Raw genomic sequence first — 13,896 nt, forward strand, 5'->3', positions numbered from 1 at the left:
ATTTTCCTTAGGATCAACCTAACTTGAGAAGAATGCCCAAGAAGAGCATGAAGATGAAGTTCAAGCCGAGTAACTCGGGAACCCAGAGCCATTTTCTTCTCGTACTGTTCGCTTCGATATAACCGACACAAACGGAAACAAAAAGCGCTCCAAGGATCGCAACTACGTCGAGCCAAAAAGGCGAAACGGATCGGCTTAGAAAAAATTCTCCGTGATAAACACCCATCTTTGCGACAAAGAGGAATAACGCGGCGGTTTTGAACTGTTGCGCCATTTCAAAAAGAGCTCTTCTGCTTCCAGACGCTTCAAGCAACATCGCTTCGTGAACCATCGTAAGTTCGAGGTGTGTTCTCGGATCGTCAAACGGCGGTTTTGCGAGTTCGGCAAGGATCACGAGTGAAGTTCCCAAAAGGAAAAGACCGCCGAACGCAAGGCTCGCGAAGTTCGCATTAAAAACGAGATGCGATTCGAATACCACAAGAACCAAAATCATGATCGGCTCGCAGAACACGTAGAGAATCACTTCTCTTGCCGCGCCCATTCCCGCAAAAGAAGTTCCGTTTTCAACGGAATAAGCGAGTAACGCGAATCTCATGATTCCGATTAGGAACGGAATGAGAAGAAACGATCCCCATTCGAAACTAGCCAAACTCCAAACGACAAGTCCGGATAAGCAGGCGATCAACGGGGACGCTTCGGTAAAAAATCCGGAGAACGGACCGTCCACAGGTTTTTTCCGAATCATCCGCAAGGTATCGTAGAATATCTGAAGAACGGGAGCGCCCACTCTTCCTTGCGCATAGGATCGTATTTTTTGAACGAGTCCTCCGCAAAGAAACGGAAGAGTGATAAACGCCAGAACTCGGATTACTGGGTCAATGTACTTAAGAATAATTTCCATAAATCTCCCTCGACCAACTTCAAGCCGATAATCAAAAACAGAAGAATCACCACCGTTACGGAAGAGAACGCGAGGTTGATCGAAATCGATTCTTCGTCGGCCTCGTTTACGCGCGTTTTAAAGGTATTTAAGAATTTTATAATTCCGTGAAGTATACCTTCGTCTAAACGGGAATTTCCTTCCTCATTGGTGAAATATCTTCCCAACGAAGGGAACAACGGATCAGAAATACCATCCGAAGGAATCGCAACGTCCGCTCCTCCGTAATTACCGCCGCAGTCCCAAAGTTTTCTTTTGGAAATTTTCGTTCTGAAACCGAGAATTCCCACGAGAAGGATCATACCGAGTCCGATGAAATTCACGATCGCAAGACCTTTGTACCATTTCTCATCCAACCATTCCGTTGTCGGAGAATAATAAACCGTGTAGGCTGAAACTCCCAAGGAAACGATTAGGATCAAAATCCCGCTCAAAAACAGGGAATAATAAACGGAACGGGAGGGTTTGTGTTCGGGCCAGTTCGTTCTCGGTCTTGAAATGACCATCCCGAGAAAAATTCTCAAGTGACCCGCCGCGCCCAAAACCAAACCGGAAGAAACGAGAATCAACAAAGGCAACACGAGAATCGCACTTTGTCCCGGAATTTCCAAAACGCCGGCGACTAACTTCACGAAGGTGGCTTCGGAAAGAAATCCGGTCGTTCCGGGAATCGCGAGAAAGCTGATCGTTCCCAAGCTCAAAAGAGAAGTCGGAATTCCGGAAATTCTCCCCACACCCGTGTTCTGATCTACATTAGAAAAACCTGATATTTTTGTGAGATATCCGATCGAAAGAAACTGAAACGTTTTGCTGATACTGTGATGGATTAAGGAAAGAATAAACAGAAACGAGAAGGATCTGCTCAACACTCTTAGATTCTCCACTTCGCTGTCTTTCCACAACGCCGAAAGAAGAATGCAGAGAAACAGAAAGTTCATATTCTCCACCGTACTGTAAGCGATGGCTTTCTTCGCATCCCTTGAAAACAACGAAGAAAGTCCGGCCCAAAGAACTCCGAATCCCGCAAGAGGAATCAAGATCTTAATATAAACCGTATTGCCAAGCCAAGGCGCGACGAGTTGATGAAAAAGAATCAAAGGAAGATTCACCAAAACGCCGGAATAAGCGGCCGACGCGTGAGCGGGAGATCCGGAGTGAGCTTCGGGAAGCCAAAAGTGAAAACCAAAAAAAGCGGCCTTCACCAAAAGACCGGCTACCAAAAAAATATTTCCGAATTCGCCTTCCGGTGAATAGATCCAATACGTAAAACAAAACGCTCCGACCCCACCCGCGACGACTAACGCGATAAAACTTTTGATCGAGTTCGGAGTCCATTTACCGCCTTGATAAAGTAGAAAAGCGCTTACCGTTGACAATTCCCAAAAGAGAACCAACCACAAAGTCTTTCCTACTAAATAACAAAGTCCCGTACTGAGAAAGAAAACCGCATAACCCAAAAGTACCGTGGTTCTCTTACGGTGTTCGTACCCGTAAACATAAACGGAGGTGATAATCCCCAAGATTCCTTGAAGAGTAAGACCAATGAATATGGCCGTGTCTTGTCCGAAAAAATTCTTACCGAGCACCTTTCCCACAAGGAAAGGCGCGATAAGGGACATTGCGACTATCAGATAAGATAGAATGATCATCGGCTTATTAAGCCTCCTTTTTCTAAAGAGCGGCGTTCACTTGAAAGAAGAATACGCTGGCGTTGTTCGCCGAAGTGTGTTGCTTCATAAACGCGGATGGGTTCAATTCAAACTGACCTGTTGATCCGTTGTAGAGCAAAGGACTGTTTCTATAATTTCGAATCGAATTTCCGGCGATCAAGAAACCGGCCCCGGTCCAGATGGACACGTTGTCGTTCACTTGAAACATCCACGTTAAATCCAATTCATTATAGATGTTTCTGCCTGTCGAATAAGATTGTGTGTAAGCGTTTCCGTTGTAGTTCTCGGTGGAACCCGCGGTCGCCATCGTTCCGGTTGCGTTAGTCGCCGTTGCTACTGGAGAAGAAAGTGCGGAGCCCGCGATGGAGTTTGCACCACCGTTGATCGCATACCAAGCGTCGTTTTTCTGAACCTTATCGTTGATGATATAGGCGACTTGGAACATACCCCATTTTTCATGTTTATAAGTAATGTTCGCGTTCCAAGAACTGAGGTTCTTCGTATCGATGTTTTCGGAAAGACCAGCTACGTTGTTCCAATAAGGAATCACACCAAAACGAGGATTCACCAGAGTTTGGAATGTTCCGACACTTCCATCCGAACGGTTGTTATCACCTGAGGCATACGTATATTGCGCGCCGACTCTCAACTTATCCGCGAATGTATAACCGGTTTGAACTACGTGAAAACGACCGGAGTATTTCACTCTTTCGGTTTTCATATCCGCAAGTGGAGCTCCTTCGATGGTGCCCGGAATATCATAACCCAAATATTGTTTGTGAATTCTTTGTCCGTTATAACCGTTCTGCCAAGCGCTTTCAATCGTCCAGTCCCAAGACTTTCCTTCGGGAAGGTTGTTCTTATTAGTTCTGTTCGTAAGTCTGAAACCGGTCGTATAAAGCATATCGCTTTGTCTTTTGCGGTTTTGTGCAAGAACGTCGTCCGCAGTGGACGCGGGCGTAGTCTGAGGAATCCATTTCTTAACGACGTCTATATTATAAACATCTAAAACGGCTTCGTTCAGTATTTTAAAAGAATTGTAAGTACCGAAAAGAGTCGTGTCCGACTGAGAAGCGGACGGATTTGCGTTACCCGTAGTGGAGTTTACTTTCGGATCGTTCGCGGAAAGAACTCCGTTCACACCACTCTGAGTCCAATACGGTCTCGCCATAAAAAAGTGAGAACTGAAATTCTCGTAATCGAACATAACGCGCGCACCGTCATAGGACAAACCGTTGATCGTCCAGTTGGCGCCGCCGAGCATTCTTTGATCGCCGTAAGCCCAAATCTGTCTACCGACTTGAACCTTCGCGTCCAAAGGAAGTTTTTTGATCATCACAAACGCTTCCCGTATGCTCGTAGTGTTCGGGGCGATCGAGTTGTTCGGTTTACCCGGCGCGTTCGGATCGGAACTTAAAGTTGGAGTGTTGTTAAAAAAACCGGAACGAATATCTCCTACGTTTGCCGGAGATTCTCCACCCCAAACGCGAGTATCTTGAACTGTGATCTTAAAAGTCACGTAAGGACTCGGATCGATCAGAAAGTAAAATGCGGAAGTCTGCATCACTCGATCGGTATAAGCGTGATTCGATTTATCGAAGTTCAGGTTGTTTCTAGATTCGTATCTGGGTCTCAGATAAAACCCCAACTTGATCCAATCGTTTACCCAAAGTTTATTCGAGTATTTGTTAACCGTCTTTGAAAGTTCCGGTTCGATAAACATGTGTCGATTGTATTCAGCGCTGAGTCCGCCTTTTTTCATCGGAGATACATAATCGGCATCGTCCGTTTTTGTTTCGGCGGGTTTAGCGGTAGGCGCTGGATCCGTTGTTGCGGGTTTGATTTCCGCAGTCGGAGTGTTTTGAGCGAAAACGGCTCCAGTCCCTAAGGAAAGGAGAAAGAACAGAGTGAAACCTATTTTTATAGTGTGTTTTTGTTTCGAAGTCATTTGATTTAACCTTCGTTTTTATTTCAGTAAATAAGATCTTACGCTTCGATACGAAAACCCTCTTTCTAAGAGGGCCTTCGTACGAAATTATTGAATGCTAAAGTATGGATCGGTTCTCGACGGTTTTCCATACAAAAATAGGGAGAATCGTCGAGAAAACCGAAATCTTCTCCTTAGGTCAAAGTCACCAAGTAGTAGTAGAGAGGAATTCCCGCTACAATGTTGATCGGGAACACGATAGAAAGAGCAACCGTGAGATAAATACTCGGGTTCGCTTCCGGAATCATGTCCTTCATTGCCGCTGGAACCGCGATGTAAGATGCAGAAGCGCAAAGCACTACGAACATCAGAGCATCACCAACCGGCATTCCGATAATTTTTGTAAGAACCAAACCTAAAGCCGCGTTTACGATCATAAGGCCGATTGCCGCCGCGATTAAGAAGAATCCAACGTGAGCCAATTCTTTAAATCTGCGAGCCGCGGAGATTCCCATATCCAAAAGGAAGAAAGTCAAAATCCCTTTGAAGAGATCATCCGCAAAAGGTTTCTCGGCTTTCCAACCGGAATCACCGGTAACATAACCTACGATCAAAGCTCCAACGAGAAGATAGATAGAAGAACCGAAAAGCGCTTCGTGAAACAAAGCCTTCCAGTTGATCGCTCCGCCACCGTTCATTTTGTTTTTGTTCAAACGATCCAAAATGACCGCAATTACGATCGCCGGGGATTCCATCAAAGCCATACCCGCAACGATAAACCCGCCGTATTCAACGCCGAGGTTGTGCAAGAATGCGCCCGCAGTAACGAAAGTCACCGCACTGATTGAACCGAAAGAACCCGCCAATGCCGCCGCGTTGTGTTTATCTAACTTAATCTTAAGAACGAAATAAGCGTAGATCGGTACCGCAAGCGCCATGATCGAGCAAGCGAGCAGAGTGAAAAAGTGCTCTTGGCTGAAGGCGGTCTTGGAAAGCTCGTGCCCTCCCTTAAAGCCGATGGCAAAAAGGAGATACATTGAGAAGAATTTAGACAATGATTCGGGGATTACCAAATCCGATTTGAAAAAGACCACTCCCATCCCGAGGAAGAAGAACAACACCGGGGGGTTTAGCACATTTTCTAAAACTGCGTGCATGTCCATAGTCAGCTAACTCCATGATTTAAGATTCCGAAACCCGATTTAAGAGTTCAAACTGAGCCGCGGTAATCTCTATTTACAAGGGAAGGAAAAGAAATTGAAACCTACTCTCTACAATCCCCTACTGAAGGAATAGACTTTCCAGGATTATAAAATTGGACAATCACTTTTTGAAAAATCGGAATTCTTAGAAATTTTTAGCAAACCGTATCAATTCTCTCAAGGGACATAAAAAGAATCTTAAAAGTAAGCCTAAGGACATACAACGTATGCCTATCGAATAACGCATTCTTGCTTAAAATGGAATTCAAATCGCCAATTTATGAAAGAATTGCCCGAGATTTATACCGATTCTTCGCAAAAAAGAAAGTCTTTTTCACGTGGGAAGAATTTCCAAAAAACTGTCTAACTTTATAAAATTGGAAAGTAGAAGCGGTTCGCATTTTAAGATATGAAAATTCATGTTTAAAAATGAAGAATTTTCTTTTTTAGAAACGAATTTTAAAAAAGTACTGGTGCAAACTTCATTTTCCGGGAAAAATCCATCCTAAAAATATCGAGGGCGAGATAAGAAAAAAGAAATCGAAGCAGTCCGGTTTTCCGGGGAAAAAAATAAAAACTCAATTTGCTTCAGAAACGGTTTTAAAAACGATGATATCTCCTTCGGTAAATATAGCGAAACAAGGACTCGGAAACGGAATGTATAAGAATCTAACGTCGAATTTTAAAATTTTTACGCTGATTCTCGGTGTTTTTATTTCATTTTCTCCGATTCTCGCTCACCCTGAATCCGTATTGCTGGATCAGGATACTTCCTCCAAAAACATCAGCTCTTTGATAGAGTATCGATACAGAGGTCAGCAGTTCGCGGGTTGTTCGCCGGAACATATAGTAGGTTTGGAAGATCTCGAATGGCATCCGATTTCTAGTAACGTCCTTCGAGTCAAAAGAACTCCTTTCGGAAATTGGCTTCGTTTCAGCGTCCACAACCCGGAACCGATCGTTCAAAGTAGAATTCTCTTATTGGGCTGGCTGAACGTTCCGGATACACAGCTTTGTTTTTTTGATAAGAATGGAAAATTCGTCTCGGCGAGTTCCGGGTATTCCGGTTCGACATCGGATGAGAAAGTTCTCGCGTCCTTACCTCATTTCAGAATGGATCTGGATCCGAACGAAACCCGAATCTATTATCTTTTCGTAGTCTCGAACGAGGACATCAATTACAGAATCCGAATGCTCGGATTGGAAGACTATGAACTTCATAAAAGACTCAGATCCATCATTCCTTATTCGATCATAGGAATCGTTGCGATCGCCGTTTTCTATTCTCTCTTCGGGTATTACCGTTTTAAAAGCCCGATCTTTATTACACTTCCATTGTATATCGTTTCGGTGTTGATCACGTTCTACTTTTTACACGGTCGAAGTTTCGCGGAAATCGCGGGAAACACGAACAACCTGTTCAGACACAGTTATTTTCTATTCCTTGCGATCTCGCACATCTTCCTGTTTTTGTATCTATTTACGATCGATAGGGCCAATCAGAAAAAAGTGTATCGATCCATGTTCTTTTGGATCGCGGGAGCGTTAGGAGCTTTATATTCATTGATTCCGCTTTTACAATCCTGGTACGATCATAGAATTCTTCTCTTAGTTGCGACCGTCGGACTTTCTTCTTATTATTTTATCCGAGTTCATTATCAATTCTTTCGCCCGAATTCTCCGATCGGTTTGCTTTATACCGCGTCCTGGACTGCGTTTCTTCTTTTGGATACCTACAAAACGATATTCCATTTTGATTTTTATCCGTTTAATTCGTTTTCGGTTTTCGGGGTAGTCCTGTTTCTTCCGTTCCATTCTATCTTGGCGAGTTTCGCCTTAAACGAGTTTTTCAACAGAAGAACCGCGCAGGAAACCGAGGACAAAGAATCCGCACAAACCAGAAAGTCTACTACGAGTTCCTTAAACGTAAGCGAGATCGTTCAAAACGTTAAGAATCTTTTGGAAAAGAAAAAGATATACCTGCAGAAATCCTTGAAAGAAGAGAATATCGCCAAAGAACTCGGTTTAAGTCTTCATCAACTTTCCGAAATCATCAACGTAGAATTCGGAAATAATTTTCCTTCTCTGATCAATCAATACAGAATCGAAGAATCCAAAAAATTACTTCTGGATCATCCCGACGAAACCACCGCGGAGATCGGAAGCCGCGCCGGATTCAGTTCCAAATCCACCTTTTATCTCGAATTCAAAAAGTTTACCGGAACCAATCCGAACGCATATCGCAGAAAGAAGATGAAAGGCGAAGCCGCCTTCGGTAAACGAATCTAAATTCTCAAATTGATTTGAATTTATCCGGCTTTGGAAATAAAATATTCTCCAATGTGGAAATTTCCGATTTTTTGACGGTTGTTTCTATCAGATTCGATACAACGATCAATACTGTTACATTAGGAAATTCAAATGCGAACTAAAATCCTTTCCGCGTTGACTCTCGCGATTCTAATATTCTGTTCTAATTTTTCTTGCCGTTTTATTTCATCCTTGTTGATCAAGGAAGAACCGGTTCCTTCCGGAATGATCATCGTTTTCCGAAGCGGTGACGCGGAAATCGTTCGAAGCGGAAAAAAATTAAAACCTTCGGTCGGTTTGATTCTAAAGGAGAACGATCAACTTCAAACCGCTTCGGGATCGATCGACATTCAAACCGGAAACGGCGAAATCATCCGCGTAAAATCCTATACGAAACTCGTTCTAAAAAATATTTCCAACCCGCAGAAAAAGGAAACGAATCTCTATGTGCAAGCGGGAGAATTATTGATTAAAACCAATAAACTCAAAACGAACGAATCGTTTTACATTTCCACTCCGACGACGGTTGCGGGTGTTCGAGGAACTACATTCTCCTTTGAACTTACCAACGGAAAACCTCCCAAAGTTAAAGTTTACGAAGGCGCCGTCGCGATCAGTTTCAAAATTCCTAAGGAAATTCTCGCGGACAAAGAAGCTCAGGATAAGGAACTCTATCAGGAATTCATAACGTTCTTGGAAAAGAACGAAGTCGTTTTAGAAAACGGAGAAGCTTCTTATGTGAAACCGGATCTCGATCACATGATCCAACTCATCTTAACGAGAATGGAACAAAACGAAGAAATCGCCAAGGAATTCGAAACGATTCAAAAGATGGAGAATCATTCTCCCGAAAAATCCGCATTTACCGAATCTCCTCAAGAAACTGCGGAAATCGAAACCCTCGTTCAAGCGGATTCAAATCTTGTCGCGAAGGCTCTAACCGAATCCAATCCGGATCCGAATCAACCGATGATTTCTTCGATTTCTTCCGAGATTCAAAACGACCAAAATTCCAAACTGGATCAAGCCTTGGAAAATATCCAAACTAAAGCGGAAGCGAGCGGACTCAAGGACGAAGCCAAAATCAAGGAATACTACAACGTCCTCGAGATCGTAGTTAAGGAAGACGGCACAAAACTATCCGGCGCGATCGTTACCCAAATCGGCGATCGTTTGATTCTTCATACTCCGAGCGGAGTCGTTCGTATTAATAAAAACGAAATCAACTACGTGGATTATCATACCTTCCAGATCAAAACGAAGGCCAAATAAGAATCTACGGAACGAAATTTGATTTTTGGATCCGATTTTCTTTTTGATCTTTCGAACAATTCTTTCAGTCTGCCAGCAAGACTATGAAAAAGAAAATTCTGCTCTTAGGATCGGGAGAACTCGGTAAGGAATTCGTGATCGCGGCTCAAAGATTGGGGCAACACGTTATCGCCGTCGATTCTTACGATAACGCGCCCGCGATGCAAGTCGCTCACGAAAAAGAAATCATCAACATGTTGGATGGAGATCTTTTGGATCAGGTCGTCGCAAAACACAAACCGGATCTGATCGTTCCCGAAATCGAAGCGATTCGAACCGAACGTTTTTACGAATACGAAAAACAAGGTTATCAAGTTGTTCCTTCCGCAAAGGCCGCGAACTTTACGATGAATCGTAAAGCGATTCGAGACTTGGCCGCAAAGGATTTAAACCTTCTCACCGCAAAATATTTATACGCTTCTTCCGAAGAAGAGCTGAAAAAGGCGATCGATACATTAGGACTTCCTTGTGTTGTAAAACCGCTCATGTCCTCTTCCGGCAAAGGACAATCCGTCATCAAGTCCGAGGGTGATATTTCCAAAGCCTGGGAAGCCTCGCAAACAAAGGGCCGTGCTGGAGCCGCCGAAGTGATCGTCGAAGAATTCGTTCCTTTCGAATCCGAAATCACTCTTTTGACTGTGACTCAGAAAAGCGGTAAAACTCTTTTTTGTCCGCCGATCGGTCATAGACAAGAACGAGGAGATTATCAAGAAAGCTGGCAACCCGCGGAAATTTCCGAATCACAATTGAAAGAAGCTCAGAGAATGGCCGACGCGGTTACAAGAGAACTTACCGGCTCGGGAATCTGGGGAGTGGAATTCTTCTTAACGAAGGATCGTGTTTATTTTTCGGAACTATCCCCAAGACCGCATGATACTGGAATAGTTACGTTAGCCGGAACACAAAATTTCAACGAGTTCGAACTTCATCTTCGTGCGATTTTGGGAATCCCTATCATGGAAATCACTCTGGAAAGAAAAGGAGCAAGCGCCGTCATTCTTTCCAGCACGGACGGTAAAATTCCCGAGGTGAAAGGATTGGATATCGCGTCGGGAATGTCCGAGTCCGACTTTAGAATCTTCGGTAAACCGGTAACGAGACCGTATCGAAGAATGGGAGTCACACTTTCCTATTCTACCAAAGGAGAAGAAATCTCCTCTCTTCGCAAACGAGCAATTCTTCTATCTTCTAAAATCAAAGTCGATTGAAGACTAAGTAGATTCGTCCGTACACATATTTGCATAGTATTGGATCAAATTCGGATCCAATACTTTAGCGTTTCCGTTCTCCAAAGAAATGATTTTTCTTTGTTTTAAAACTTTAAGACCTCGGTTTAAAATTTCATCGGAATCTTGGGTAAGATAATTTCCTTTTTTTGTAAGAATGGTTTCTTTGATCAGATTTTTTAGATCGTTGATCGCCATCTCCGAACCGCTTTCCACAAACAAACGCGCAATCAATTGGTTGGGAAGAATTCTTCTGTATTTTCTCCAACCCTGAGTGATCTCAAATCCGATCGATCCGGTCGGATCCTCTTCGTGTATGTATCTTGAAACCGGAATCGGTTCGCAAAGATCCATATAAACTTCCGTTCTTTTATAGAAGAAATCCTTAAAGCCGGGTTTTTTATCGCTTCCACAGAATTCTTCGTCCTCGGGAACGTTTTCGTAAGACAATGCGATCGGAACCACGATCACTTCCGAACCGGTATGTTTGTAAGCTTCCACCGAAGTGGAAAGAATTCCCGTTTTGATCGGTATGATTCCCCCGGTTCTAGAACGAGTTCCTTCGGGATATACCAAGGTGGGAATTCCGGCTTCCAACATCATCGTCGAGTATTGGGTTAAACATTCCAAATATAGAATATTACGATTTCGTTTCCTATCCACCATGTAAGCGCCGAGAGATTTCAACACGTTCGCCAAACCCGGAGTCGCCATCACTTTTTTATCCGCGGCATATCTCGGAACGGGAAGGCCCAACCATTTTAATCCGAAGGCGACTTCGACCGAATCCAAATGCGATCTATGAGTCGGAGTATAAAGGATATCGTATCTCGACGCGAGCGCTTTTACTTCTTTGACACATCCGCCGATCTTTGGCAATCCGGCGCCGGGTTTAAAACCGCTTAGAACGTATCGAGTAGGCGCGATCAGATGAATCAGCGTATCTCTTAAGAACGGTTTATAGTCGTCAGCAATTTCGGAAACGTAAAAGTCCAAAATTTTAGTGAGATCCTTACTCCCTCGTTCCTGAAATTTTTGCTCGACCTCGTTCCAAAGTTGAATCTCTTTCGGAATTTGAATTAGATCGGTGAGATCGTTCGATTCTTCCGCCTCTTTATAACGTTTTTCTAATGCTTTTACGAGAAGAGTGGATTGTTTTACGATTCGATCCGCCATTCCCGGTTGTCCGTTGATATGACGGAATACGTTCTTACTCAACGCTTCTTGGAATTTTTTACCGGAAGTCATTCCCAAACCGGATCGTTTCGTGGCTGTTTTGGAAATATGACGCACCTCGTCCGAGGTAGATTTGGAAACGAAGCGGATCAACTCGGTCGGAGAAACTCTTCTCGTAAGAATTTGAAACAAAGTATTGTAGAGAGGAATTTCGACCTTCTTCTCCTCCGCCAAAGCGGTGATAGACGCCAAAGCGAATGCGCCTTCCACATGGCTTTCGCTCTGACTCACTTCCTTTTGGATGAATTCGGCGGGATTGAAAAAAAGTTCGATTCTTTCGATCAGGTTCGGTTGATCTTCACCGGATATCAACTTGTGAACGAATCTATGTCCGTAGGCTTTGTTTCGACTGAAACGCGAAGTGCAGGACGCGATTAAATCGGCGAGCCCGTAATCCTGAACCGGTTTGGTCGGAATTTCAAGAGCTTCCAAAAGAGAAATGATTTCCGAATAACCGAGGCTGATCAATTCTCCCTCGAAGTTGCTTCCACATTCCGGAATTCCGGAAGCGATTCCGCAAGCGATCGCGATCGGATTTTTCATAACTCCGAAAATTTCGAGGCCGATTAGATCCTCGTATGTTTTCGTATGATTTCTCGAACCTCCGAACAAGGTTTCGAAAATTTCCACGGATTGAGAACCTGAAGAAGAAAGACAATAAAAACTATGATGACCTCGTTTTAGTTCGCCTAAAAGATTCGGACCGTTCACGGCGGTATATTCTAAATTCTTAAATTGTCCGGAGCTTGAAAGTTTTTGAATGTATTCAGAATATGTAATGCAATTCGTTTTTCTTCTGGTCGGCGCAGACAAAAGACCTTTGGTAAACGTAAAAATGTAATGGGAAGAATTCTTATCCAGGACCTTGCTTAACTCATCCAGAATTCCTTCCATCAATCGGGACGGAACCGCGATGATAAGAATCCAAGAACCGTTCTTTAAAAAATCGAACTCGCTTTTAACTCGAATATTTTCGGGAAGAGTGATCGAATCCTCGAGTATGGTCGTGATTCTTTCCTTTTCGATCTTTGCGGCTCTTTTTCTATCGTCATACCAAAGAGAAACTTCCTTTGCTTCCTGTGAAAGATAAGTGGAAAGAAAGACCCCCATCGGTCCTCCTCCCAAAACGGCAATATTAGCGGAAATTAGTGCGGATGGTTTTGTTTCTTCCATTCTGATTGCTATTGAGAAGCGAAGAATGCCGGAAACAATCAGAAAACACCTTCTTTCGTTTTCTTTTTCCGGGTTGCGCAAGGAACAAATCAAAACAGAGTGGGTTTGTGATTTTATCCGATTCCAAAAAGAAACACGGCAGATTGTTTTTTTTCATATTCTTAATTTGTTTTTTCATCGGTTCGACAAACTGCGCGACTTATCTGCAAAACAGAAAGAATGATTTTAAGGATATTTTCACTGCGGGTGTGGAAACTCCCGGTTATGGAATCGGATTTCGAATCGGTCCTTTGGCCGGAGGTTTTGTTTTTCAAGGCGGTGAAACCGCGCCCGGTAAACGAGATCTAGGAAAAGGTTACGGTCTTCGCGGCGGTTATTTCGGTTCTTATCGATCTCAACAATTGATCTTCGGAATTTTAGGAAGTGATACTTTTTTTCCTTTGGGTGTTGAAACACAAACGTCCGAAACGGAAGAATCTTCCGAAGAAATCGCTCCCGAAGTTGCGGAAGAATTAAAGAACTTACAAGATTCTAAAATACCGGGCGACAAGGTTCCTGAATTTCTAAACGAAAGATACAATATCAAAAGTCAGAAACTTCGTTATCTTTCCTTCTACAATATTCCCGTCGCGGAAAGAAGAAAAAGAAAGAAGGAAGAATTTTACAAAAGATTTCTCGAAGCGCAAAGTTTTGACAGAAGCGATCCTGCGGTTCAAAACGCATTACAGGCTTTGAATAAAAAGAAAGACGGTTATCCGAAAAGTTTTCTTTATCAGATCGAAATTTACTTGGGACTTTATGCCGGAATTAGACTTGGATTCAATCCCGCGGAGCTTCTCGACTTTTTAGTCGGAATCGCGGGATTGGATTTATTGGAAGACGATACTTCGGATTAAAATCT

8 protein-coding genes and 1 pseudogene are annotated in these 13,896 nt (G+C 43.4%); 4 read left to right on the forward strand and 5 right to left on the reverse strand.

The genetic code is table 11. The annotated features are described in order from the left end of the window. Nucleotides 1-13: 13 nt before the first annotated feature. The 4 genes from CH367_RS15645 to CH367_RS15660 all read right to left on the reverse strand — a co-directional run bounded on the left by CH367_RS15645 (nt 14) and on the right by CH367_RS15660 (nt 5,700). Entirely contained in the window at nt 14-901 is an 888-nt protein-coding gene (locus CH367_RS15645; protein WP_100763438.1) for an NADH-quinone oxidoreductase subunit H, read from the reverse strand. Continuing rightward, complete coding sequence (locus CH367_RS15650; protein WP_100763439.1) at nt 868-2,589, reverse strand: proton-conducting transporter transmembrane domain-containing protein; 1,722 nt, start codon at nt 2,587-2,589, stop codon at nt 868-870. The genes CH367_RS15645 and CH367_RS15650 overlap by 34 nt, the downstream gene beginning before the upstream one ends. 22 nt (nt 2,590-2,611) lie before the next feature. Beyond that, the gene (locus tag CH367_RS15655; protein ID WP_100763440.1) at nt 2,612-4,558 is read right to left on the reverse strand and encodes an alginate export family protein; all 1,947 of its coding nucleotides are present in this window, start codon (nt 4,556-4,558) and stop codon (nt 2,612-2,614) included. Nucleotides 4,559-4,731: 173 nt separating this feature from the next. Beyond that, nucleotides 4,732-5,700, reverse strand: a complete 969-nt coding sequence (locus CH367_RS15660; RefSeq protein ID WP_100763441.1) for a sodium-dependent bicarbonate transport family permease — start codon at nt 5,698-5,700, stop codon at nt 4,732-4,734. Between the two features lie 696 nt (nt 5,701-6,396). Here CH367_RS15660 and CH367_RS15665 point away from each other — a divergent pair. The 3 genes and pseudogenes from CH367_RS15665 to purT form a co-directional block, all read left to right on the forward strand. Further along, complete coding sequence (locus tag CH367_RS15665; RefSeq protein WP_100763602.1) at nt 6,397-8,028, forward strand: helix-turn-helix domain-containing protein; 1,632 nt, start codon at nt 6,397-6,399, stop codon at nt 8,026-8,028. 132 nt (nt 8,029-8,160) lie between these two features. After that, nucleotides 8,161-9,321 (forward strand): FecR family protein, encoded by a 1,161-nt coding sequence (locus CH367_RS15670; RefSeq protein WP_100763442.1) that lies wholly within the window; start codon nt 8,161-8,163, stop codon nt 9,319-9,321. A gap of 71 nt (nt 9,322-9,392) precedes the next feature. After that, a pseudogene (purT, locus tag CH367_RS15675) lies at nt 9,393-10,568 on the forward strand (formate-dependent phosphoribosylglycinamide formyltransferase); the annotation flags it as partial. Nucleotides 10,569-10,571: 3 nt separating this feature from the next. Here purT and CH367_RS15680 read toward each other — a convergent pair. After that, nucleotides 10,572-12,995 carry a 1-acyl-sn-glycerol-3-phosphate acyltransferase gene (locus CH367_RS15680; protein ID WP_100763603.1) on the reverse strand — a complete coding sequence of 808 codons (2,424 nt, stop codon included), beginning with the start codon at nt 12,993-12,995 and terminating at the stop codon, nt 10,572-10,574. 107 nt (nt 12,996-13,102) lie between these two features. Here CH367_RS15680 and CH367_RS15685 point away from each other — a divergent pair, with 107 nt between their 5' ends. Beyond that, complete coding sequence (locus tag CH367_RS15685; protein WP_100763444.1) at nt 13,103-13,891, forward strand: LIC13411 family adhesin; 789 nt, start codon at nt 13,103-13,105, stop codon at nt 13,889-13,891. Nucleotides 13,892-13,896: the final 5 nt, after the last annotated feature.

The sequence above is a fragment of the Leptospira barantonii genome (genome assembly GCF_002811925.1).
In the GTDB taxonomy this organism is placed as follows: domain Bacteria; phylum Spirochaetota; class Leptospiria; order Leptospirales; family Leptospiraceae; genus Leptospira; species Leptospira barantonii.

Bases quoted from the DNA above. Each gene is read 5' to 3' on its own strand.
- CH367_RS15645 (WP_100763438.1), bottom strand. From the start codon at position 901: ATGGAAATTATTCTTAAGTACATTGACCCAGTAATCCGAGTTCTGGCG.
- CH367_RS15650 (WP_100763439.1), bottom strand. From the start codon at position 2,589: ATGATCATTCTATCTTATCTGATAGTCGCAATGTCCCTTATCGCGCCT.
- CH367_RS15655 (WP_100763440.1), bottom strand. From the start codon at position 4,558: ATGACTTCGAAACAAAAACACACTATAAAAATAGGTTTCACTCTGTTC.
- CH367_RS15660 (WP_100763441.1), bottom strand. From the start codon at position 5,700: ATGGACATGCACGCAGTTTTAGAAAATGTGCTAAACCCCCCGGTGTTG.
- CH367_RS15665 (WP_100763602.1), top strand. From the start codon at position 6,397: ATGTATAAGAATCTAACGTCGAATTTTAAAATTTTTACGCTGATTCTC.
- CH367_RS15670 (WP_100763442.1), top strand. From the start codon at position 8,161: ATGCGAACTAAAATCCTTTCCGCGTTGACTCTCGCGATTCTAATATTC.
- CH367_RS15680 (WP_100763603.1), bottom strand. From the start codon at position 12,995: ATGGAAGAAACAAAACCATCCGCACTAATTTCCGCTAATATTGCCGTT.